Genomic DNA, 22,101 nt, shown 5'->3' with positions numbered 1-22,101 from the left:
AAAACAGTAAGAATGAACTATTTAAAAAATGGGTATAATGACAATATCGTAATAACTATACTTTAGAGGGGGCTTTATGTCTATGGGAAATATTAAAGAACGAGTAGCTTATTTACAAGGATTAACACAAGGACTTAATGTCAATGAGCGTTCGGCTGAAGGGAAGTTGTTGATAAATATTATAGATGTACTTGATGATATGGCTGAAGAATTTAATAATATTCAAATGGTTCAAGAGGATCTAGAAACATATGTAGAAAGTATGGATGATGATTTAACTGATTTAGAAGAAGAAGTCTACGAAGATATTGCTAGCGAAGAATTAGTAGAAGTTCAATGCCCCTCTTGCCATGAAACTGTCAGCTTTGAATCTAGTTTATTAGAATCGGATGATGATCTGGAAGTTTCATGTCCACATTGCGGTGACATCGTGTATGATAGTACTTTAGAAATTGAAGTTAGTGACATGGGGAATGGACAAGTTAATTCTGATTTTAGATATGGTATCCATCCAGGAATTTGACAAAAGGTTAATATCATTTTCACGATGTAACAGCAAGAAGAGGACTAAAACTTCTTGCTGTTTATTTTAAATTATACCAATAATAAAAAAATTCGATGTCGAGTTTTTTTATTATTGGTATAATTTTCTTTTTGCACCATATCTATGTTAAGAAAGGAAGTAGTAGATATGATTGATAATAAAATTATTTTACTTAAAAAGATATTGGAAGAATCAATTTATCCAGTTTTACCTGTACAGATAATTACCATGATTAATGCAGTACCTTTAGAACGACTGAAAGATTTGACCGAAATCCGTTTACGAATTAATCAACCTTTAATGCTTGTTTTAGGAAATCAAGATATTATAATAAATCCCTTGGGGAAAGTTGTGTTGGAATATAATGAAGCATATTTATGTAGCCAAGATGATATACAAAGAACATTGCAGCTTATGAGTAAAAATTCATTATATGCCTTTGAGCATCAACTAAAATTAGGTTTCTTAACAATTGATGGTGGACATAGAATCGGATTGACAGGACAAGCAATTATCGATGCTGAGAAGGTCAAGACATTAAAAAGTATAAATGGACTTAATATTCGTTTAGCTCGAGAAGTAAAAGGCTGTGCTGATCAAATCATACCTTATATTATTACAAAAGAAGGACAGGTTTTAAATACTTTAATTGTTTCACCGCCTCGTTGCGGCAAGACAACTATTCTACGAGATTTAATTCGGCAAATTAGCATGGGATCCAAGATGAATAAAGGTTTACCAGTAGGAGTTGTTGATGAACGTTCGGAAATAGCAGCCTGTAAAAGTGGTATTAGTACTGTTGACCTGGGCATCAGAACAGATGTGCTTGACAGCTGTCCTAAGGCAATGGGGATGCTTATGTTGATTCGCTCTATGTCACCTGCGGTTATTGCAACTGATGAATTAGGGCGAGCCGAGGACATACTTGCGGTACGCGAAGCTTTAAACGCTGGTGTAAGTGTAATAACAACAGTCCATAGCAAAGACCTTAGTGAGCTATTACACAGACCTAATGTTAGGGAACTAGTAGAAAGTAAATACTTCCATCGATATATTCTATTAAGTGATAGTCCTCGTATTGGTACAATAAAAAAAATTATAGATAGTAGTAATAATAAAATCTTATGGGAAGGAGCTAAAAATGTTGAAATTAATAGGTAGTCTTTTAGTCTTGTTGGTTAGCTCATATATAGGATTTAAAATGGCATCCTGTTGCCAAGAGCGACCTCGTCAACTTAGGCAACTCATAACTTGTATTGGCTCACTGAGATCTCATATAAATTATTCCTGTTTGCCTTTACATGAAGCCATTAAAAACTCTACTAATGGTATATATGGACCAGTAGCAGAATTTTTTCAACAGGTTGCCAGTTTATTAGAAAAAAATCCTTCCCTTACGCCTCAAGAAATTATCAAAAAAGTGTTAAGTGACATGGAAGGATGTTTAATTTTAAAAAATCCAGAAATTGAAGTGCTTTATGTTTTAGGAGGAAATTTAGGTGCAATGAACTGCGAGGAACAAGAGAATTATTTGTCTTTAGTCATTGAGCAATTAGAACGGTTTGAAAATGAAGCAACACGGCTGCGAGATCTCAATACAAAAATGTACAGATATTTAGGTATATGCGGAGGATTAGCAATTGTAATAATACTAGTTTGAATAAATGTTCCTATCAAAAGTTTTACAATTTATTTATGTAGCAAGTGTAAGGGAGGAAAAAAATGGGCCTGGATATATTATTCAAAATTGCTGGTGTTGGAATTCTAGTTTCTGTTTTTCATACGGCGCTAAAGCAAGCCGGTAAAGAAGATATGGCACATTTATGTACTTTAGCTGGGTTTACTGTTGTATTGCTTTGGGTTGTGCAATTATTGGGCAAATTATTCAACACTGTACAGGATGTTTTTAAGCTATTTTAAGGGGTGCAAGTTGTGGAAATTATTCAAATTGTTGGATTAGGCTTTATTGTAACTTTACTTATTTTAATCATTAAGAAAGAAAAACCCGAAATTGCTGTGCAGTTAAGTTTAACCTTAGCAAGTATCATTTTTCTGCTAATACTTACTAAAATAACAGTAGTACTAAATTTGTTTCGTGATATGGCGGAAAAAGCTAATATTAGTCAAATGTATTTAAATACTATCCTAAAAATTATTGGCATTGCTTATATTACAGAATTTGGTGCTCAAGTTTGTCGTGATGCGGGGGAAGGGGCCGTAGCAGGCAAGATTGAATTTGCCGGTAAAGTAATGGTAATGGTAATGGCTATTCCTATTATTGCTTTAGTAATGGATACTATTGTGAGATTGATTCCATAAGGTGGTATATAAATGAAAATCTGCGTATTTATCCTAATGCTGTTGCTGGTTAATACCATACCTGTTATGGCTGTTCCTCTAAGTAATTCTGAAATTGAGCAACAATTACTTGAAACCATATCCACTGATCATGTGAATCAATTTATTAATAAAGTGAATCAAGAGCTCAATGGCGACCTACCGTTATTGACAAGTGACACTATTCACAAAATAGCCACAAATGGTATGCATGTGAGTTGGCAAAACATGTGGCAAGCACTGATCCAGAATTTATTTCATGAAGTTACGTTAAATATTCATTTGATGGGGAAATTATTATTTTTGGCTGTACTGTGTGCTGTGTTAAAAAATTTACAAAGTTCATTTGAACAGTCAAGTATCTCTATATTATCGTATAGCGTTTGTTTTATTTTTATGTCATCGATTGCACTTACCGCATTTTATAATGCTTTAAAATTAGCTAGCCAAACAGTAGAATATATGGTTGGTTTCATGGAAGCCTTATTGCCTTTATTGATTTCTTTATTGGCAGGCGTAGGAGCTTTGACTTCTGCAAGTTTGTTTACACCGCTAATGTTATTTGTCATAAGTAGTATGAGTGTAATTGTAAAAGACATTGTTTTACCATTGTTATTTCTAACAGCTGCGCTTGAATGCTTAAATTATTTATCCGATACATACCGCCTAAGTAACCTATCCGGTGTTTTAAAGCAGATAAGTATGGTTGTTTTAGGCTTTTCTATGGTGGTTTTTATTGGAATTATTACCATTCAAGGTGCAGCTGGCAGCATTGCTGATGGACTTGCCCTTCGTACGGCTAAATTTGCAACAGCAACTTTTATTCCTGTTGTAGGAAAAATGTTTGCTGATACAGTTGAACTGGTTATGGGTGCGTCTTTACTATTAAAAAATGCTGTTGGAATTTTTGGTGTTATTGCAGTCTTTCTGATTTGTGTTTTTCCTATTATAAAATTATTATCACTAATCTTAGTTATAAAAATTTCCGGTGCATTAGTACAACCTTTAGGTGATGAAAAAATGGCAAAATGTCTTGATGCAATGGGGAATAATTTGTTACTGGTATTTGGTGCAGTTTTAACAGTTGCCCTAATGTTCTTTTTAGCAATTACTATGATTATTGCTGCAGGTAGTGCAGCTATGATGTTAAGGTAGGTGAGTTTTATTGCTTATAATGTTAACGGATTGGATAAAAAATATTATTTTTGTTGTATTGTTTGCTTCGTTTCTTGAGTTGCTATTACCAAGCAGTAACATGCGACGTTTTGTAAGAGTTATCATGGGGCTATTTATAATGCTGGCAATATTGAATCCAATCATTGGTACAGTACAGCACTTAACCTCTAAAGATCAAGTTCCTGCTTTTGCTGCGAATTTGAGAGACTTGAATGTAATAGAAAATGAAGCAAACCATGTTACTAAAGATCATAACGCTTTATCACTTGAGCTATATAAAAAAGAATTAAGTCAACAAATTAGAATTTTAGTTATGGCAGTGGATGGCGTGGCTGATGCAAATGTAGTGGTAGAGATTAAGAAGGGCAATGCAAGTACAGCTATTGGGATTAATAGTATTATTGTGTATGTTAAACCTGGTATATCTGCAAAGGGTGAAAAAATAGTAAGTATAGCAAAGGTTAAAATTGATAAAGAAGTTAATAAATCAGAGGAAACACACAACGATTTAAAACAAAGAATTGCAGATATAATCTTGGAGCTATATCAGATCCCAAAAGAAAAGGTAGATATAAAAATGCTATATTCATAAAGGAGTGTTGACTGTGAGTGGAATGGAAAGCTTTCTCACTTATGCTAAAAAAATTTGGCCGCAGCAATTATTAAAAGATGGAGTTATAAACACGCGTTTAATTTGGTTAGGTTTGCTAGGAATAATCTTATTGGTGATGGGAGGAGTGATTGATCGTCAAACTGTAAGTCCAAGTCCAAAGGTTAGCAATGAACCTTTAAAAGTCGCTGTACCGGTTAATCTTAGTTATGAAGAGGCTATAGAGGGAAAGTTAACACATACACTGTCTCAGGTAAAGGGAGCTGGTACCGTTGTTGTAAATATAACTTGGGAAAACAGTTCCACTCAAGAGCATGCCAGGAATATAACCAAGGAAAGCAAAATCATTCAAGAAAAAGATACTGCGGGAGGGGTCCGCAGTACGACTGAGACAAAAGAAAGTACGCAAATTTTAGTCAGTAAAGAAAACAATATGGACCATCCAGTTCTTGTTAAAGAAATTAAGCCAATGATAAAAGGAGTGCTGGTTATTGCTGATGGTGCATATGATTCTAATATAAAGGCAGTTTTAACAAAGGCAGTTGAAGCAGGCTTAGGGATACCATCTTACAAAATTACCGTATTAGCGCAAAAAAAGTGAGGAACATATTATGAAAATATTTACCTTTCACAAAAAAAATAGATCCGTTGTATTTGCTGCTTTATTAATGGTTAGTATAGTTATAATGATTCTTATAGCTAATATTGAATCAATGCTGCAATCAAAGGTTAATCATTCGAATGCTATGCAAGTAGCAACTATGAGTGTCGCTGAACCTCTCATACCAGCTAGCAGTCCAGATTTTTTTATCGAATATCGATTAGAAAGAGATAAGATTCGTAGTGAACGTTCAGACTTATTGCGAGAAAGTATCAAAAATGCCAAAACAGATGATAGCAGAAACCAAGCACAAGATTCGGTCTTGAAAATGATTGCTGAAAAACAAAAAGAAGCAGAAATGGAAAGTTTAATCAAATCTCGTGGTTTTGCAGATGCCTTGGTGTTCATAAGAGAAAATTCAGTAAGCGCAGTTATAAAAACTACATCACTTTCTCATGAAGAAGTTATTCAAATAGCTGATGTGATTACACGCACATCAGGTGTAAAAGCCGAAAATATATCAATTAGTGCAAAACCTTAATACAAGTTTGAAATTTATTTAGTCCTAAATTGTAAAGAAGGAAAATATTTGTTATAATAATGTAGTTATAGAAAAGTTATTACCTTGTCATATAGAATTATAAATTTTTGAAATGGGGGGGTTGTTAGTGGATAAGCGAGATAATGAAAAGTTAGAAAGTAATGATGTTGGATCAATTCGAATTGCCGATGAAGTTGTAGGTATCATTGCTGGCATGGCAGCTACTGAAGTTTCCGGTGTAGCTGGAATGAGCGCTGGTTTAGTTGGCGGCATTGCAGAAATGCTTGGTAAAAAGAATTTGGCAAAAGGTGTTAAAGTAGAGGTTGGCGAGCGAGAAGCTGCAGTGGATTTATACATAATTGTAGAATATGGTGTACGTATACCTGATATAGCATTAAGAGTGCAGGAAAATGTAAAACGCGGTATTGAATCTATGACAGGCCTAGATGTTGTAGAAGTAAATGTTCATGTTCAGGGTGTCGGGTTTGGTCAAGAAGGTAAAGAAGAAGATCTTCGTGTGCGTTAAACAATATGCTATAGCAGCCGCCTAGAAAGGAGTAGGGTATGGGAATTTTTGATCGTATTATCTTATCTATTTACACATTGTTATTGGCACTTTTATCATTGGGCGTAGTGTTGCTATCTGTACGCCTTATTTCTTTGGAATGGGTTTGGACAGGCATTTTACATATTAACGGCCGATGGGAAGCCGGTTTACTGGGGATGGTGTTTTTCTTGGTGAGTCTTCGATTATTATTAGCAGGAATTCGTACTCGCCGTGTGAAAGATACGATTGTACATCATACAGATATGGGTGATGTACATATATCTCTTGAGGCCATAAAGAACTTGGTTGAAAAAACATCTAGACACACGCGTGGTGTGCGTGGAGTAAAAGTTCGCGTTAACCATGATGGACAGGGATTGAAGGTAGTCTTAAAAGTTGTAATTAGTCCAGAAAATAATGTACCGAATGTTTCTGAAGAGTTGCAAAAAAAAGTACATGAATATATAAAAAACACAGTTGGAGTTCAACTTGTTGATGTCCAAATCATAGTTGAAAATATATCAAATGATTTTAAAAGTAAACAGCGTGTGGAATAATATTATTATATTTTAGTAAGGTAAAGGAGCAAGCATATGAAAACCGAATTACTAACAGAAATATGGCAGCATCATAGTGGTAAGATCACAGGAATGTCTATAGGATTGTTAATGGGCATATTTATTCTTGTATTTGGTTTTTTCAATACTATATTTGTAATGCTATGCGTGATGGCTGGTTATATTGTTGGTAAACGGATTGATGAGAAGGAAGATATTATGGATATACTAGGAAGGTTATTACCTCCTGGATATCATCGACAATAGACTATATCCATCAAATTGAATCACATAACATAAATAATAGTAATACTTAAAGTGAAGCATTAGAAAAGAGGTATTTTATGAGTCGTAGAAAAGCCCGAGAAATGGCACTTCAGACTTTATTTCAATTAGATTATAATAGTAAGAGTAAAGATGAAGCCTTGGAAATTGTATTAAGTGAATATAGTAATATTGCTGAAAATACCAAAAAATATGCAGCAAATCTCGTTAGTGGTACGCACACACATCTAGCCGAAATTGATAATCTTATTGGTGAAATATCAAATGAATGGAAAATCGATCGTATGCCTGGAATTGATCGAAATATTGCTAGAATAGCCATTTATGAAATGCGTTTTGGTAATGAAACACTACCACCTAATGTAGTTATTAATGAGGCCGTTGAATTAGCCAAAGTGTTTGGTACAGAAGAATCTAGCCGCTTTGTTAATGGCATCTTAGGGGCTTTAATAAAAAAACAGTAAGAAATGTGGCTTACATATAATGTTCTATTGTCCTTCAGCTATTGGTACCCTTCTATATTCCTTTGCATATGATACATAAAAAGATCATATGTGAAGGGAGGCTTTTATTTTGGGGTATATATTATTTGGCGCAACAATTGGTGCAGCGATAGGCTATCTCATCCCTCCAGGGAGCTTTTTCTGGTTTATATTAGGTGCAGCTAGTGGATATATAGCACGTCCATATATTGATCAGCGCCGATATTGAAGGAGACTACCCAGACTTTTGTCTGGTTTTTTTTGTACTCTTGTTATATGATAAAGAAGACTTAATTTAAGTAATATATTACATTTTCGAACAAGGTGATTTATGAATATCTATAGTGTAAGTGAAATTACAAAATATATAAAACAACTTTTTGAATATGATTCTAAAGTTAGTTCTGTATTTATACGTGGAGAAATATCAAACTTTAAAAAACATTACTCTGGTCACTGCTATTTTACGTTAAAAGATAACCATGCCACAATTAAAGCCGTAATGTTTAAAGGTCGTGCTCAATTTTTAAAATTCGAACCTAAAGATGGTATGAAAATAATTGTTGGGGGACAAATAACAGTATTTGAGCGTGATGGTCAATATCAGCTTTATGCGAATCAATTGATACCTGACGGTATTGGAGAATTGAGTTTAGCTTTTGCCCAGCTTAAAGAAAAACTAGAAAATGAAGGTTTATTCGATGATGCGCTAAAAAAGGACTTACCTGTATTGCCTAAAGTCGTAGGTATTCTTACATCAGCTACAGGCGCCGTAATAAAGGATATTATGATAGTAGCAAAAAGGCGGCATCCTGGAATAGTGTTAAAGCTTTATCCTGTCCAAGTACAAGGCCCTGAGGCGCCTATGCAGATTGTACATGGAATTGAAGTCTTTAATGAGCTGGATAATGTAGAAGTTATTATTGTTGGGCGTGGAGGTGGCTCTATTGAAGAGTTATGGGCATTTAATGATGAAAGAGTAGTACGAGCTATTGTTGCTTCAAATATTCCCATTGTATCAGCTGTAGGTCATGAAACGGATTATACCTTGGCAGATTTCGCTGCTGATCGCAGAGCAGCTACTCCATCCCAGGCAGCAGAATTTGTTGTACCAGATGTTAGAGAATTGTATAAATATGTATCAACCTTGCATAATATGTTAGAAAGTAATATACGTCATGTATTACAGCATCATTTTAGACGGCTTGAACAATCTACTCTGAATAGAGTCTTTACCTATCCTTATGAATTGTTAGCAGATCGGCAGCAAGTCTTAGACAATTGTATGCAACGTTTAGAGCAGGCAATAAAGACCGTTGTCCGGGACAAAAAACATATATTTACAATTACTGCAGAAAAATTAGCGATGCTCAATCCTCTGGCTGTATTAGCGAGAGGTTATAGTATTGTACATACTATAGATGGTCAGGTGGTTAAAAACACTACTGCGTTGCAATCTGGTCAAAAGATTGAGATTGTATTAAATCGAGGAAGGGTAGATGCAGAGATAATTCATATACAGGAGGAACATCATGGTAAGAACTAAGAAAAAGGAAGAACAGCATGAAATTAGCTTTGAACAAGCTTTAGAAAAACTAGAAGCTATTGTTAAGCAATTAGAAAAAGGTGAATTACCTTTAAATGAGTCTTTAGAACATTTTGCTGAAGGTATAAACTTATCCAAAAATTGTTTGCAGAAATTAAATTATGCGGAAGAGCAAATTGATAAAATTTTATCTGAAGAAAAGGGGAAAATAATAGAAAGGCCTCTAAAATTACAGGAGGACGGTTCATGTTAAAACAATACTGTCAAGAAAAAGGTAAGATTGTTGATCATGCATTGGCTGCATTTGTTCCTAGTGAAAATGTATATCCACCAAAGATTTTTGAAGCGATGCGCTACAGTTTATTTGCCGGTGGAAAACGCTTACGTCCCATTCTTCTTATGGCTGCTGCTGATTCCATAGGTGGAAAAGGTAGTGACTTTCTAAATGTAGCTTGCGGCTTAGAAATGATTCATACGTATTCTTTAATTCACGATGATTTACCAGCAATGGATGATGATGATTATCGGCGAGGAAAGTTGACCAGCCATAAAGTTTTTGGTGAAGGCATGGCAATTTTAGCTGGTGACGGATTATTAACTGCAGCTTTTACAGTTATGCTTGCTCAACCTGGAATTCAAGCAGATGTGCTAATAAAAGTAGTTGGAGAAATTAGTAATGCCGCTGGTGCTTTAGGAATGATTGGGGGACAAGTAATCGATTTATCTTCCGAGGGAGAAAAAATTGATATTGACACTCTTAGTTATATGCACCAAGCGAAAACAGGAGCGTTATTTAAAGCGGCTGTAAGAGCCGGAGCGCAATTAGCCGGAGGGGAAGAGTGGCAGGTTGCATCATTAACAGAATATGCGAAGCAGTATGGTCTGGCGTTTCAGATTACAGATGATATTTTGGATGTGACAGGAACACAAGAGAAAATTGGTAAACCTGTTGGAAGTGACGTTAAAAATCATAAAGCTACCTATGTTACTTTATATTCTTTAGGTGAGGCTCAAGATATGGCAAATCAAGCTGTAACCAATGCTCTACAAGCATTAAAACGGTTTGGCAAGGAAGCAGATATTCTAAGAGAAATGGTAAGGGCTTTATTAACACGCGATAATTGAGGTGTTTGTTTTGGCAGAGTTCGTTGTTATTCTTGGACAAAATATTATATTGGCCACCGCCTTGTCTGCTTGGTTTTGCGCCCAAATACTTAAGACTTTAACTTCTTATTGGAAACATGGTGCCTTAAATTTTGAACGTTTAGTTGGAGCTGGTGGAATGCCTAGTTCTCACACAGCATTGGTTATGAGTTTGGCCTGGGCTGTAGGACTTCATGATGGCTTTGCATCTTCTCTATTTGCGGTAACCATTGTATTAGCAAGTATTGTAATGTATGATGCTGCTGGAGTACGTAGGGCTGCAGGAAAACAAGCCAAAGTGATAAATAAATTAGTACGTGAATTGCGAGCAGAGCATACGATTCGTGATATTCGGTTAAAAGAATTATTAGGACATACTCCACTAGAAGTATTAGCAGGTGCTATATTAGGAATTTCAATTGCCTACGGTTTTAAGAATTTTGTAGGTTAATTATAGATTGTGGATTATGGGGAACGAGGGGGTTGTTACATTTGAAGACATTACTTGAGGCTATTGACAAGCCCCAAGATTTAAAAAAATTATCAAATGAACAGATTAAGCTGCTGGCAGAGGAAATACGCCAATTTTTAATCTGTTCTGTTTCCAAAACAGGAGGACATTTAGCACCAAATTTAGGTGTAGTGGAATTAACTCTTGCCATACATAAAGTATTTAACAGCCCAATTGACAAGATCGTCTGGGATGTTGGGCATCAGTCCTATGTACATAAGTTATTAACCGGCAGGCGAGAGGGATTCGCGACGTTACGCCAATTTGGCGGCATTAGTGGCTTTCCGAAAATTAGTGAAAGTGAACATGATTTCTTTGGTACAGGACATTCAAGTACTTCTATATCTGCTGCTTTGGGAATGGCGCTTGCCAGAGATATTGCAGGTGATAAAGAACAGATACTGGCCGTTATCGGCGATGGTTCACTAACAGGAGGACAGGCATATGAGGCCTTGAACCATGCTGGTCACACAGGGACTAAGATGATTGTTATTCTTAATGACAATGAAATGTCAATTGCTAAAAATGTGGGCGCTATGTCAGAGTATTTGTCCAAAATACGAACAGAGCCTAAATATACCAAAATAAAGCAAGATATAGAATTCTTATTGCGCCGCATTCCTGCAATTGGTGAAAGTGTTGCAAAAACTGTAGAACGTGTTAAAGATAGTTTACGCTATCTATTAGTACCTGGTGTTCTTTTTGAAGAGTTAGGGTTTAATTATATCGGCCCTATTGATGGACATAATTTTGAATTACTAAGTGAAGTATTAGAAAAAGCTAAAAAAATGCAAGGACCAATACTCATTCATGTTCTTACTTGCAAAGGAAAGGGATATAAACCTGCCGAATGTAACCCAGATAAATTTCATGGTGTTGGTCCCTATTGCATTGAGTCTGGCGAAGTTATAAAAAATGGAAATACGCCAACCTATACTGCTATTTTTGGCGAAACACTACTTCATTTAGCCAAACAAGATAAGCGAATTGTTGCAATTACAGCTGCAATGCCAGAAGGAACAGGGCTTAAGAAATTCGCAGCTAATTTTCCCAAACGTTTCTTTGATGTAGGTATTGCAGAACAAAATGCTGTTACTATGGCAGCAGGTATGGCTACCAAAGGAATGAAGCCAGTTGTAGCCTTATATTCTACCTTTGCTCAAAGGGCATATGATCAAATCTTACATGATATTTGCTTACAGAAGCTTCCTGTATTATTTGCATTGGATCGTGCTGGGATCGTAGGTGAGGATGGGCCGACACACCATGGATTATTTGATTATAGCTATCTACGACATATTCCTAATTTAACAATTATGGCACCTAAAGATGAAAATGAGTTACGGCATATGGTATTCACCGCATTTAATACGAATGGCCCCGTAGCGATTCGCTATCCAAGGGGAAATGGATTAGGAGTGCCTATCGATCAAGCATTGCAGCAACTTACGATTGGAGTTGCAGAAGTAGTAAAGAGCGGAAAAAATGTAGCTTTTGTAGCGATTGGTTCAATGGTTGAGACTTGTATGGAAGCAAGCGAAATTTTAGCCTCAGAAGGCATATTGGCAAGTGTTATTAATGCAAGATTTATAAAGCCGCTAGATGAGCAGATGATAAGAAAAGTGTGTAAAGATATTGGAATCATCATTACTGTTGAAGAAAATGTTTTAGCTGGTGGTTTTGGCTCTAGCGTATTGGAGTATTTACATGATCAAAATATTGATCATGTAAATGTTTTGCGATTAGGATTCTCAGATCAGTTTATTGAACAAGGTTCACGCAAACAAATTTTATTAAAATATGGGTTACATGCAGCCGGCATTGCTTCTACTGTAAAATCATATGTCCAAAAATTAAGGTGTGATGTTAATGGGTAAAATCAATAAAGAACGGTTAGATGTTTTATTGCTACATAAAGGCTTAGTTTCCAGTCGGGAAAGAGCTAAATCTTGTATTATGGCAGGCTTAGTTTTTGTTGATGGACAAAAAATAGATAAAGCAGGTACTTTAGTACCTGTTGAAAGCACGATACTGATTACAGGTGATAATATTGGTTATGTTAGCCGAGGTGGCTTGAAGCTTGCTAAAGCGTTGGAGTTTTTCAATATAAGTCTTGAAGGCAAGATTATGGCTGATATTGGTGCATCTACGGGCGGATTTACAGACTGTGCCTTGAAGAATGGTATTCATAAGGTATATGCTGTCGATGTTGGTTATGGGCAATTAGCCTGGTCACTTCGAACGGATAGTCGAGTCATTAATATGGAGCGTACTAATATTCGTAATGTGACCTTAGAACAGCTAGGAGAAACCTTAGACTTTGTTTCAATTGATGTAGCATTTATATCATTAAATAAAGTATTGCCGGTTATTAAAACATTGATGTCTCCAGATGGAGTTGTTGTAGCTTTGATTAAGCCACAGTTTGAAGCTGGACGTGAAAAAGTCGGCAAAAAAGGAGTCGTAAAAGACCCCTTAGTGCATAAGGAAGTTATTCTAAATATTATTGAGCATGCACATACTGTTGGTTTTACGCCGATTGGCCTCACTTACTCTCCTGTAAAGGGACCTGAAGGGAACATCGAATATCTTGTTTACTTAGCGAATTATCCGGCAGATATAAACGTTACAATTGAGACGATTGTAGAGGTTGTAAAAGAAGCACACGCTAATGCAGTGTAAAAATATAAAATAAAACAGAGGAATTGACTAGTTATGGTGGATTCTATATAGAGATACATTAAGGCAGGGGATTTTATATCTCCTGCCTGTGGTGTACTTAAATAATGGGGGATTGCTTGTGTTGACAGTAGGTCTATTTCCTAATATTGATAAACAAAGTGTTGTCACCGTACTGATTGAAGTGGTACAGTATTTACAAAAGCGTAGTGTGCAGATTGTATTGCTAAAAGATATTGCGGATAAAATTGGCTATCCAGACTTAGGCTGTAGCCAGCAAGACATCGTAAAAAAGATAACTGTAGGCTTAACGATAGGTGGAGATGGAACATTATTAAATACTGCAAGAGAAATCTCTGCTATGGGTATACCTCTTTGTGGAGTTAATATGGGCAGGCTTGGATTCTTGACAGAGATAGAACTTTCTGATTTATATACTTCTCTAGATAAGCTTATTGCTGGAGAGTATAAAATTGAGGAGCACTTAATGTTAGATGCAATGATTCTTCGTCAAAATAGACTCATTCATGTATCATCTGCTCTTAATGACGTTGTTATAAGTAAAAGCGGTGTTTCACGTATGATCAAATTTAATGTATTTTTAGATAATGTACTAACAACAAATTATGCTGCTGATGGATTGATTATTGCTACTGCTACTGGATCTACAGGGTACTCTTTATCTGCTGGTGGTCCCATTATTAATCCTTTATTAAAAGTTATGGTACTAACACCTATTTGTTCTCACACTTTACATGTTAGACCTTTAGTTATTTCTGAAAATGAGGAAATTAAAGTTGAAATGACTGGAAATCAGGAAGATGTTGTTCTGACAATTGACGGCCAAACTGTATATAGTTTAATTGCAAATGATACCGTACTAATAAAGCAATCCCCTTTTTGTGCTCAATTTATACGCTTGAATAACAGAAGTTATTATGAGACTTTACGGGTGAAATTGTGGCGGAGTGAGAAGAATGCAAACCTTTAATACTATAAAATTGGCACAACAGTTATTATTTGCTAAAGTAAATAAAGCAAAAATTTTAGTAGATGCTACAGCTGGTAATGGAAAAGATTCTTTATTTCTAGCACAAAACTCACCGATAGATGCGATCATTTGGAGTTTTGATGTTCAACAGACAGCAATTTTAAATACAAAAGAATTATTGTCGAAATATAGTTTAGATGATAAAGTTAAATTAATAATAGATAGTCATGAAAATATAGATCAGCATATTAATGGAAAAATTGATGTAGCTATGTTTAATTTAGGGTATTTACCAAATGCGCAACATCAGATTACAACACAATATCAATCAACAATAGCAGCTTTACAAAAGATATTAGGATCACTCTCTATAGGAGGGGTAATCTCCATTATAGCTTATTCTGGTCATCAGGAAGGATATCTGGAAAATAAAGCAGTACAAGAAAGACTTAGATCATTGCCTTCAAATATTTTTACGGTTGGCTGTTGGTCAATGATAAATCATAGTAATAACCCGCCAATATTATATATAGTAGAAAAAATGAGGGGGGAAGCATATGAAAGTGCGACGCCACACTAAAATTAAAGAAATTATTGAGGATAATGTGATCGAAACCCAAGAAGAATTAGCTGTTGCATTACGAAAACAAGAAATTGAAGTTACTCAGGCTACGGTGTCGAGAGATATTAAAGAATTAATGCTTATTAAAGTACCTGCAGGTGATGGTCGTTATCGCTATGCTTTTCCTGTAGAACAAAATGCTGCATTTTTGCAACCTCGTATGGAACGTATTTTTCAGGATTCTGTTGTTGATATCGACTATAGTGAAAATATTATTGTTATAAAAACCTTACCTGGAACAGCTCAAGCAGTTGCTGCAGCTATTGATAATACAAAATGGCCTGATATTATTGGTACAGTAGCTGGTGATGATAATATTTTGGTCGTTGTTAAACCAACTGATGCTGTACCTAAGGTAATTGCAAAATTGCAAACATTATCACAGTAGTGTTAGGAGCGATTTAATGTGTTAAAATCATTGACTGTTACTAATTTTGCATTAATTGAACAGGCCGTGGTCGAGTTTGATGAAGGTTTAAATATACTAACTGGAGAAACAGGCGCAGGAAAATCAATCCTAATCGATGCTTTAAGTATCATTTTAGGAAATCGCGCTTCTGTTGATTCTATTCGAACTGGCTGTGATTTTTTTAGAGTTGAGGCAGTGTTTGATATTTCCAAGTTAACTTCTATTTATAAAATAATCGACGAACAAGGTATTACTCTTGAAGATGATGCAGTAGTAATTGTTAGTCGCCGTTTCTCTAGACAAGGTAAAAATAGCATTTTAATTAATGGCTGTCATGTTACCGTAAATACGTTGCGGCAAATTGGTGAAAAACTTGTTGATATGCACGGTCAACATGAAAATCAAGCCTTATTACGTCCAGAATCTTATTTAGCCCTATTAGATGCTTTTGATAAAAACATAAAAATAGAATTGGAACAGTATCGTCAACTACATCAAAAGTGGGTTGAAGTAATAAAGCAGCAAGAGGTTCTTGCGCAAAACTCTCGTGAGAGGGCTCAACGTATTGATATGTTAAGTTGGCAAACTAAAGAAATAGCGTTAGCCCAATTAAAACCCGGTGAAGAGGAGGAGATTGAGCAGCAGATCCCTGTATTATCAAACGTTGAGAAAATAACAACTGCAGTAAATCGATCTTATATTTTATTGGAGCAAGGTACTGATGGAATACAAGGTATTATACCAGCTTTAGCTGAAGTGAAGCATGAATTAGAAATGATTGCACGTTATGATAATCGCATCCAGGAACAACTAGCTTCAATAAGTGATGCATTATATCAATTAGAAGAAAGCTGCACTGATTTACGTCTATATGGTGATGAAATTGATTTTGATCCTCATAAATTAGCTACATTGCAGGAACGTATGGATGTAATTTATAAATTGAAGAAAAAATATGGAACTACTATTACAGAAATATTGCAATATTACGAGAAATCGCTTGCCGAACTTGAAGATATACATAATTATGATCAAACAATAGCAAAATTTAGCCAACAACAAAAAACATTAGAAGAAAAATTAAATTTCCATTGTGAAAGACTTCATACTCTACGAATGCAATCATCTAAAAGGTTATCAGAGCAAATTGGTAAACATTTAACAGATTTAGGAATGGCAAATGCAACATTTGATATTGCAGTCATATCTCGGCCAGATTTTACTATTCATGGTACTGATGAAGTAAGTTTCTTATTTTCCGCCAATCTTGGTGAGCAAACAAAACCGTTATATAAAATTGCATCCGGTGGAGAACTTTCCCGTATTGCTCTAGCGATAAAAACAGTTTGTGCTTATCGTGATGCTGTTGGTATTATGGTTTTTGATGAAATTGATGCAGGAATTGGTGGACAGGCTGGACATATGATAGCTGAAAAGGTAGCAAACGTAGCTTGTGCCAGACAAGTATTATGCATTACTCATTTACCTCAGATTGCTTGTATGGCTGATCGCCATGTGTATATAAAGAAACAAATTGAAGGTGAGAGGACAAATACAATTGTTACGGTTCTCACAAAAGAAGAGCAATTATTAGAATTAACACGAATGATTTCAGGAAATGAGATTACACCGATTGCATTAGAGAATGCGAATCAAATATTTAAATCTGCATTGATAAAAAAAGAAAAATGGAAAAATAAAGCGCAAGCGTAAGCTTGGGCTTTATTTTTTGCTAAATTAACCGAAAATCAAATTTCAAGAGATTATACGCTGATAATTGAGAATAATCGTTTAAAAAAACGGGAATGTTTAAAGTTAGAAGAGAGAGTAATAATTTTTAATTTGATAATTTGCTGTAAATTCCAGACCTTTTCAAGATGCGTAACTAGAAAAAAGATTTAATTTCTTATGTATAAATTAGCACTAGATGAAAAGGGGGAATGTAAAGACATGAGGAATAGTAAGTTTCGTTCCTTCATGGGAATATGCATTGCAGCGTTAATTATTGCATTTAGCTTTTCACCACAATTTCGCACTATTTATGGTTTACCACCTCATATGCGTATTATTGAAGGAGAAGTCGCGTTATTTAATGTTAATTTTCCCTTAACTTTGACAATTCATCCAACTTTAGAAAAAAATATTAAAGAAGAATCTCCTTTATCTAAGTATGCATTATCACGATCAGTTTTTTTAGAAAGTCTTAAGCTAGGAAAATCCACTGTTGAGTTTAAACTTTTAGGGTTAATACCAATACGAACCGTACAAGTGGATGTACTACCACCTGTTGAATTAGTGCCTGGAGGACATTCGATAGGGGTTGTATTACATTCTCGCGGTGTTATTATCGTTGGACTTTCTCCAGTTCCAATTGGTAACGACGAATATGTAACTCCAGCTAAGGATGCTGGTATTAATATTGGTGATGTTATTGTGAGTATTAATGGTATTTCCGTTCAAAGTGATAGCCAAGTTGCCGAAATTATTGATAACAGTGGTAAGGAGAAAACACAACTTGATATCTTGTTAAAAAGAGGAGAAGAGCAAATTCACGTTAACTTAGCACCAATATTATGTAATGATACCAAAAGATATAGAATTGGCTTATTTGTCCGTGATAGTGCAGCTGGAGTTGGTACATTATCCTTTTATGATCCTAAATCCCGTTCTTATGGTGCATTAGGACACATCATTACAGATAGTGATACGAATCAGCCTATTGACTGTGAACAAGGAAAAATTGTATCTGCATCAGTATCGGGAATTCAACATAGTAAACGTGGCCAACCAGGAGAAAAGATTGGTGTCTTTATAAATGAAGATCATTTATTGGGCAATATTGATAAGAATACTAAATTCGGAATATATGGAAAATTAGTTGATGAAGTTCCAAATGAGCTTTATTCTCAAGCAATACCTGTAGCTTCGATGAATCAAATCCAAACAGGTTATGCAGAAATATTAACTGTGGTAGATGGACAAGCCATTAAACGTTTTAGTATCGATATTCAGAAAGTGAACTTACAGGAAGCTCCAGAAGGTAAAGGACTTGTTATTAAGGTTACCGATCCTATATTGCTAGAAAAAACAGGTGGAATCGTGCAAGGAATGAGCGGCAGTCCAATTATCCAAAATGGCAAATTAATAGGCGCAGTTACTCATGTTTTTGTCCATGATCCTACGAGAGGATATGGATGTTTTATTGAATGGATGTTGATAGAAAGTGGAATTGTACCTAAAGCAGAGAAACAATCAGCCAGAAAACTTTTTACGTTTTCTGGTTTTTCTTTTATAATGTAAACTATAGGTTTTCTGAAGAAATATGCAATAATCAAATTTAGAAAAATGTACTACCTACTTTATAAATAGTTATTTAATAATTTTTTGTTTCTTCGATATTTATAAATTTTTTTCGAAAATTAATCTTGATATTCAATATATTTTGCTATATCTTGATTTCTTCTGTAATTTTTAATAAATAATTGTAATTTTCTATCAATAAATAATAAAATATAAATGTATTTTTTTTCCAAAAGAGGAAGGGATTTATATAGCTTTGTCGAACAGTTATTATTATAGAAAATAGCAGGGAGAGGATTATAACGTGATTAAAGAAACAATTAAAGTAGCTATTGCTGATGACAACCGAGAGTTTGTTGGTATTGTTCAGGAATATCTTACTCAACAGGTGGATTTTCAATTGGTTGGCATAGCATATAATGGAGAACAAATCTTATCAATAATTGAGGAGAAAAGTCCTGATGTGGTAATTTTAGATATTATAATGCCGCATCTTGATGGTATCGGTGTATTAGAGCGTCTTAATACATTATCAGCTAAACGTCCTAAAATAATTATGCTTACCGCATTTGGTCAGGAAAGTATCACTCAGCGTGTAGTAGAGCTGGGCGCTGATTATTATATATTAAAACCGTTTAACATGGATGTACTGGCCAGTAGAATTAGACAATTAGCTACTACAATCACGGCACAGCGTCCAGTGGTAGCTCAAGCTATAAAGGCTCGGCCCATAGACGTAGAGGTCACTAATATCATTCGTGAGATTGGTATTCCCGCCCATATTAAAGGTTATCAATATTTACGTGATGCAATCATGATGATAATAACGGAAATTGATTTATTGGGCGCTGTAACCAAAGTACTTTATCCTATGATTGCCGAGAAATATGCTACTACGCCTAGCCGGGTAGAAAGAGCCATTAGGCATGCCATTGAAGTAGCATGGAGTCGTGGTAATATGGACATGATCAACCGTTTATTTGGCTATACGGTCAAACTTGAAAAAGGAAAGCCAACAAATTCTGAATTTATGGCGATGATTGCTGATAAGCTGAGAATGGAGATGCGGGTTTAAGTTCTTTTAAGATATCTGAAAATTAAATTTTTACAGTTTGCAACTGTAAAGCTCTATAAAACTGGCTAAACTAGTTTTATAGAGCTTTTTTGCAAAAAAATATAACTCAATGAACAATTTTATCAATATGCAGGATTTTTGCAAATAAACCTGAATAAATATGTTAAGAGTTCTGTTGAATGATTTGAATATTAACGCTATATGTAAAAATTCTTGCTTAGTACAGATATATGATAAGCAGCACTAAGCTATGTCAATTTATTGGGGGAATAATTATGAGTGACTTAGTAGAGAAACCCTTAGCTTCAAAAATCGTTTTTAATGGCAATTTACTTAACGTGTTTTCGGATCAAGTCGAATTGCCAAATGGTAAAAAAGCATCTCGAGAATATATTAAACATCCAGGAGCAGTTGCAATTGTGCCAATTACAAAAGAAGGGAATATTGTATTAGTTAGACAATACCGTTATCCCATTGGAAAAGTGTTATTGGAAGTACCTGCTGGTAAATTAGATAAAGATGAACTGCCAGATAAATGTGCACTGCGAGAGTTAGAGGAAGAAACGGGTTATGTGGCTAATAATTTGAAGAAGATGGCATCTATTTACACCACTCCTGGCTTTACTGACGAAATAATACATCTTTATCGTGCTGAAGACTTGATATTTTCTAAACCATCTCCAGATGAAGATGAATTTTTAGATGTAGAGACTTATACCAAAGAAGAAATAAAAGAGATGATTGCTGATGGAAGAATCAATGATGCGAAAAGCATGCTCGCATTATTATTAGCGGGAATCTAATTAAATTTTTACAAATTTAAAAAAGACTAAAAATCAGTTTTTTAAACTTAACTGAATTTTAGTCTTTTTTTGCTATTAGGAACAAAGATTATTTTTTCTATATAACATTGGCATAACAATACAACAAAGTAGGTGGACAAATATGGTATAAAGTTTGCTGCCCCATCATATATCATAACAGAACAGACAGGGAGGACGGTTACATGTTAGCTTATTTTCGTCAAAATTTTAGTGCTTATTTAAAAGCAAATATTGTTGCGTATTTCTTTATGATCCTTATATTGGTCATTGGGATAGTAATAGGAGCATTAGCTGTGAAAATACTTCCAGAAGAGCAAAAAGGTGAACTTATTAATTATCTTCATATGTTTTTTAACGGATTAACTCAAGGAAATGATGATGCCTCTTCTAATAATATGATTGGTATGGTTATGTTTAATAATGTGAAAACCGTTATATTGATGTGGATACTAGGATTTACCATCATTGGTATTCCTTTTGTATTGTTTATTTTATTTACGCGAGGTTTCATTATTGGATTTACAGTAGGATTTTTAATTAATGAGTATGTTATGAAAGGATTATTGTTTGCTTTAGCTTCTATATTACCCCATAATCTTTTCGCAGTTCCAGCTATGCTAGTCTTGGGGGTATCTGCCACAACATTTTCACTTATGCTGGTGCGGCGAAAGACTTATGATAAGATTAATATCTGGTATGAAGCAGTGCGATATTCAATGGTTTGCATAATGATATTGGCTGTCATGTTAGTTTCTGCTTTATTAGAAGTATATATATCACCAGTATTTATGAAATTAGCTGCAACATTCCTGACAAAGCACTAATCGCTGAGTGAAAGAAGCAGACTCATTCGTAAATCGGCAGTTTAGTTTCTATAAAATGAGGACTGTAAAATTTACAGTCCTCATTTTATTTATAGTTGAATAAACCAGATAGATAGTGAATAAGCATAATATTAAGTTAAGCTAATTAGGAGGTGGTAGCAAAATGGTAATTAACTTTTCAGGGCAGAACATAATGAAAAAATGTAAATTATATACTAAAATCATAATTTTATTAATTATAGTTTTCTATATTTTACCTAAGTTATTAAGTATTTTATGGTATCTGATTCCTCCAGAAGAAAAAATACGACAAGAACATCTAATTGAAAAACCGATGAGGGTTAGTGAGGACATCATAAAATCAATGTAACAAGAGTTGACAAAAAAATATATTCCAATAGATGGATTTTGTTAATATTAGACAGGAAAAGTAAATATTATGTGGAATAAAGAACTTAGAAAGCAAAAAAGATTTTCGTGAGTATTATTGCAAAAGT

At 34.7% G+C, this 22,101-nt stretch carries 28 protein-coding genes; all 28 read left to right on the top strand.

All coding sequences use genetic code 11. The annotated features are described in order from the left end of the window. Window positions 1-82 precede the first annotated feature (82 nt). The 28 genes from BMZ99_RS11895 (at window position 83) to spoIIM (ending at window position 21,604) form a co-directional block, all read left to right on the top strand. Window positions 83-523, top strand: a complete 441-nt coding sequence (locus BMZ99_RS11895) for a CD1247 N-terminal domain-containing protein (protein WP_090937187.1) — start codon at window positions 83-85, stop codon at window positions 521-523. Window positions 524-691: 168 nt separating this feature from the next. Beyond that, a complete protein-coding gene (gene spoIIIAA / locus BMZ99_RS11890; RefSeq protein WP_090937185.1) occupies window positions 692-1,705 on the top strand; it encodes a stage III sporulation protein AA in 1,014 nt (337 codons plus the stop codon). Then, window positions 1,686-2,204 (top strand): stage III sporulation protein AB, encoded by a 519-nt coding sequence (locus tag BMZ99_RS11885; protein WP_090937182.1) that lies wholly within the window; start codon window positions 1,686-1,688, stop codon window positions 2,202-2,204. The genes spoIIIAA and BMZ99_RS11885 overlap by 20 nt, the downstream gene beginning before the upstream one ends. Before the next feature lie 62 nt (window positions 2,205-2,266). After that, a complete protein-coding gene (gene spoIIIAC, locus BMZ99_RS11880) occupies window positions 2,267-2,464 on the top strand; it encodes a stage III sporulation protein AC (RefSeq protein ID WP_007934040.1) in 198 nt (65 codons plus the stop codon). A gap of 12 nt (window positions 2,465-2,476) precedes the next feature. Then, window positions 2,477-2,863 (top strand): stage III sporulation protein AD, encoded by a 387-nt coding sequence (gene spoIIIAD, locus BMZ99_RS11875; RefSeq protein WP_090937179.1) that lies wholly within the window; start codon window positions 2,477-2,479, stop codon window positions 2,861-2,863. A gap of 12 nt (window positions 2,864-2,875) precedes the next feature. After that, window positions 2,876-4,036: a stage III sporulation protein AE gene (spoIIIAE, locus tag BMZ99_RS11870; RefSeq protein WP_090937175.1), complete on the top strand. Its 1,161-nt coding sequence runs from the start codon at window positions 2,876-2,878 to the stop codon at window positions 4,034-4,036. Window positions 4,037-4,055: 19 nt separating this feature from the next. Continuing rightward, window positions 4,056-4,649 (top strand): stage III sporulation protein AF, encoded by a 594-nt coding sequence (gene spoIIIAF, locus BMZ99_RS11865; RefSeq protein ID WP_245754940.1) that lies wholly within the window; start codon window positions 4,056-4,058, stop codon window positions 4,647-4,649. A 22-nt stretch (window positions 4,650-4,671) separates the two neighbouring features. Then, entirely contained in the window at window positions 4,672-5,268 is a 597-nt protein-coding gene (locus BMZ99_RS11860) for a hypothetical protein (RefSeq protein WP_245754942.1), read from the top strand. A gap of 10 nt (window positions 5,269-5,278) precedes the next feature. Beyond that, window positions 5,279-5,809 carry a SpoIIIAH-like family protein gene (locus tag BMZ99_RS11855; protein WP_090937167.1) on the top strand — a complete coding sequence of 177 codons (531 nt, stop codon included), beginning with the start codon at window positions 5,279-5,281 and terminating at the stop codon, window positions 5,807-5,809. A 127-nt stretch (window positions 5,810-5,936) separates the two neighbouring features. After that, the gene (locus tag BMZ99_RS11850) at window positions 5,937-6,335 is read left to right on the top strand and encodes an Asp23/Gls24 family envelope stress response protein (RefSeq protein ID WP_090937164.1); all 399 of its coding nucleotides are present in this window, start codon (window positions 5,937-5,939) and stop codon (window positions 6,333-6,335) included. Between the two features lie 38 nt (window positions 6,336-6,373). After that, window positions 6,374-6,913 carry an alkaline shock response membrane anchor protein AmaP gene (amaP, locus tag BMZ99_RS11845; RefSeq protein ID WP_090937161.1) on the top strand — a complete coding sequence of 180 codons (540 nt, stop codon included), beginning with the start codon at window positions 6,374-6,376 and terminating at the stop codon, window positions 6,911-6,913. A gap of 36 nt (window positions 6,914-6,949) precedes the next feature. Then, window positions 6,950-7,180: a DUF2273 domain-containing protein gene (locus BMZ99_RS11840; RefSeq protein ID WP_090937158.1), complete on the top strand. Its 231-nt coding sequence runs from the start codon at window positions 6,950-6,952 to the stop codon at window positions 7,178-7,180. 77 nt (window positions 7,181-7,257) lie between these two features. Continuing rightward, window positions 7,258-7,662: a transcription antitermination factor NusB gene (nusB, locus tag BMZ99_RS11835; protein WP_090937154.1), complete on the top strand. Its 405-nt coding sequence runs from the start codon at window positions 7,258-7,260 to the stop codon at window positions 7,660-7,662. A gap of 109 nt (window positions 7,663-7,771) precedes the next feature. Then, the gene (locus BMZ99_RS26330; protein WP_175490537.1) at window positions 7,772-7,909 is read left to right on the top strand and encodes a hypothetical protein; all 138 of its coding nucleotides are present in this window, start codon (window positions 7,772-7,774) and stop codon (window positions 7,907-7,909) included. Between the two features lie 102 nt (window positions 7,910-8,011). After that, on the top strand, window positions 8,012-9,226 hold the full coding sequence (gene xseA / locus BMZ99_RS11830) for an exodeoxyribonuclease VII large subunit (protein ID WP_090937151.1): 1,215 nt from the start codon (window positions 8,012-8,014) through the stop codon (window positions 9,224-9,226). Further along, a complete protein-coding gene (gene xseB / locus BMZ99_RS11825; RefSeq protein ID WP_090937150.1) occupies window positions 9,213-9,479 on the top strand; it encodes an exodeoxyribonuclease VII small subunit in 267 nt (88 codons plus the stop codon). The genes xseA and xseB overlap by 14 nt, the downstream gene beginning before the upstream one ends. Next, a complete protein-coding gene (locus BMZ99_RS11820) occupies window positions 9,473-10,351 on the top strand; it encodes a polyprenyl synthetase family protein (RefSeq protein ID WP_090937148.1) in 879 nt (292 codons plus the stop codon). The genes xseB and BMZ99_RS11820 overlap by 7 nt, the downstream gene beginning before the upstream one ends. Before the next feature lie 10 nt (window positions 10,352-10,361). Beyond that, a complete protein-coding gene (locus BMZ99_RS11815; RefSeq protein ID WP_090937146.1) occupies window positions 10,362-10,820 on the top strand; it encodes a divergent PAP2 family protein in 459 nt (152 codons plus the stop codon). 41 nt (window positions 10,821-10,861) lie between these two features. After that, the gene (dxs, locus tag BMZ99_RS11810) at window positions 10,862-12,757 is read left to right on the top strand and encodes a 1-deoxy-D-xylulose-5-phosphate synthase (protein WP_090937143.1); all 1,896 of its coding nucleotides are present in this window, start codon (window positions 10,862-10,864) and stop codon (window positions 12,755-12,757) included. Continuing rightward, window positions 12,750-13,562, top strand: coding sequence for a TlyA family RNA methyltransferase (locus tag BMZ99_RS11805; RefSeq protein WP_090937140.1), 813 nt, complete (start codon window positions 12,750-12,752; stop codon window positions 13,560-13,562). Before dxs ends, BMZ99_RS11805 begins: the two co-directional genes overlap by 8 nt. Window positions 13,563-13,680: 118 nt before the next feature. Beyond that, window positions 13,681-14,550, top strand: a complete 870-nt coding sequence (locus tag BMZ99_RS11800; protein WP_090937137.1) for an NAD(+)/NADH kinase — start codon at window positions 13,681-13,683, stop codon at window positions 14,548-14,550. Then, window positions 14,537-15,130: a tRNA (mnm(5)s(2)U34)-methyltransferase gene (locus BMZ99_RS11795; RefSeq protein WP_090937134.1), complete on the top strand. Its 594-nt coding sequence runs from the start codon at window positions 14,537-14,539 to the stop codon at window positions 15,128-15,130. Before BMZ99_RS11800 ends, BMZ99_RS11795 begins: the two co-directional genes overlap by 14 nt. Beyond that, on the top strand, window positions 15,108-15,560 hold the full coding sequence (argR, locus tag BMZ99_RS11790; RefSeq protein ID WP_090937131.1) for an arginine repressor: 453 nt from the start codon (window positions 15,108-15,110) through the stop codon (window positions 15,558-15,560). The genes BMZ99_RS11795 and argR overlap by 23 nt, the downstream gene beginning before the upstream one ends. A gap of 18 nt (window positions 15,561-15,578) precedes the next feature. Continuing rightward, complete coding sequence (recN, locus tag BMZ99_RS11785) at window positions 15,579-17,294, top strand: DNA repair protein RecN (protein ID WP_090937128.1); 1,716 nt, start codon at window positions 15,579-15,581, stop codon at window positions 17,292-17,294. A gap of 237 nt (window positions 17,295-17,531) precedes the next feature. After that, window positions 17,532-18,881, top strand: a complete 1,350-nt coding sequence (spoIVB, locus tag BMZ99_RS11780; protein WP_090937125.1) for a SpoIVB peptidase — start codon at window positions 17,532-17,534, stop codon at window positions 18,879-18,881. A 304-nt stretch (window positions 18,882-19,185) separates the two neighbouring features. Then, complete coding sequence (gene spo0A, locus BMZ99_RS11775) at window positions 19,186-19,956, top strand: sporulation transcription factor Spo0A (protein WP_007934073.1); 771 nt, start codon at window positions 19,186-19,188, stop codon at window positions 19,954-19,956. Between the two features lie 275 nt (window positions 19,957-20,231). After that, window positions 20,232-20,759 (top strand): NUDIX hydrolase, encoded by a 528-nt coding sequence (locus BMZ99_RS11770; RefSeq protein WP_090937122.1) that lies wholly within the window; start codon window positions 20,232-20,234, stop codon window positions 20,757-20,759. 203 nt (window positions 20,760-20,962) lie between these two features. Beyond that, window positions 20,963-21,604, top strand: a complete 642-nt coding sequence (gene spoIIM / locus BMZ99_RS11765) for a stage II sporulation protein M (RefSeq protein ID WP_090937119.1) — start codon at window positions 20,963-20,965, stop codon at window positions 21,602-21,604. Window positions 21,605-22,101 lie beyond the last annotated feature (497 nt).

The organism is Pelosinus propionicus DSM 13327 (assembly GCF_900114615.1).
GTDB lineage: Bacteria > Bacillota > Negativicutes > DSM-13327 > DSM-13327 > Pelosinus > Pelosinus propionicus.
The sequence above is the reverse complement of the archived record's forward strand: the minus strand, read 5'-3'. Positions and strand labels throughout refer to the sequence as shown.

Coding starts and splice junctions, on each gene's coding strand:
- amaP (WP_090937161.1), top strand. CDS start 6,374: ATGGGAATTTTTGATCGTATTATCTTATCTATTTACACATTGTTATTG.
- spoIIIAE (WP_090937175.1), top strand. CDS start 2,876: ATGAAAATCTGCGTATTTATCCTAATGCTGTTGCTGGTTAATACCATA.
- xseB (WP_090937150.1), top strand. CDS start 9,213: ATGGTAAGAACTAAGAAAAAGGAAGAACAGCATGAAATTAGCTTTGAA.
- xseA (WP_090937151.1), top strand. CDS start 8,012: ATGAATATCTATAGTGTAAGTGAAATTACAAAATATATAAAACAACTT.
- BMZ99_RS11885 (WP_090937182.1), top strand. CDS start 1,686: ATGTTGAAATTAATAGGTAGTCTTTTAGTCTTGTTGGTTAGCTCATAT.
- BMZ99_RS11820 (WP_090937148.1), top strand. CDS start 9,473: ATGTTAAAACAATACTGTCAAGAAAAAGGTAAGATTGTTGATCATGCA.
- argR (WP_090937131.1), top strand. CDS start 15,108: ATGAAAGTGCGACGCCACACTAAAATTAAAGAAATTATTGAGGATAAT.
- BMZ99_RS11840 (WP_090937158.1), top strand. CDS start 6,950: ATGAAAACCGAATTACTAACAGAAATATGGCAGCATCATAGTGGTAAG.
- spoIIIAC (WP_007934040.1), top strand. CDS start 2,267: ATGGGCCTGGATATATTATTCAAAATTGCTGGTGTTGGAATTCTAGTT.
- spoIIIAF (WP_245754940.1), top strand. CDS start 4,056: ATGTTAACGGATTGGATAAAAAATATTATTTTTGTTGTATTGTTTGCT.
- nusB (WP_090937154.1), top strand. CDS start 7,258: ATGAGTCGTAGAAAAGCCCGAGAAATGGCACTTCAGACTTTATTTCAA.
- BMZ99_RS11770 (WP_090937122.1), top strand. CDS start 20,232: ATGAGTGACTTAGTAGAGAAACCCTTAGCTTCAAAAATCGTTTTTAAT.
- BMZ99_RS11805 (WP_090937140.1), top strand. CDS start 12,750: ATGGGTAAAATCAATAAAGAACGGTTAGATGTTTTATTGCTACATAAA.
- BMZ99_RS11855 (WP_090937167.1), top strand. CDS start 5,279: ATGAAAATATTTACCTTTCACAAAAAAAATAGATCCGTTGTATTTGCT.
- BMZ99_RS11795 (WP_090937134.1), top strand. CDS start 14,537: ATGCAAACCTTTAATACTATAAAATTGGCACAACAGTTATTATTTGCT.
- BMZ99_RS11895 (WP_090937187.1), top strand. CDS start 83: ATGGGAAATATTAAAGAACGAGTAGCTTATTTACAAGGATTAACACAA.
- spoIVB (WP_090937125.1), top strand. CDS start 17,532: ATGAGGAATAGTAAGTTTCGTTCCTTCATGGGAATATGCATTGCAGCG.
- spoIIM (WP_090937119.1), top strand. CDS start 20,963: ATGTTAGCTTATTTTCGTCAAAATTTTAGTGCTTATTTAAAAGCAAAT.
- spoIIIAA (WP_090937185.1), top strand. CDS start 692: ATGATTGATAATAAAATTATTTTACTTAAAAAGATATTGGAAGAATCA.
- BMZ99_RS11860 (WP_245754942.1), top strand. CDS start 4,672: ATGGAAAGCTTTCTCACTTATGCTAAAAAAATTTGGCCGCAGCAATTA.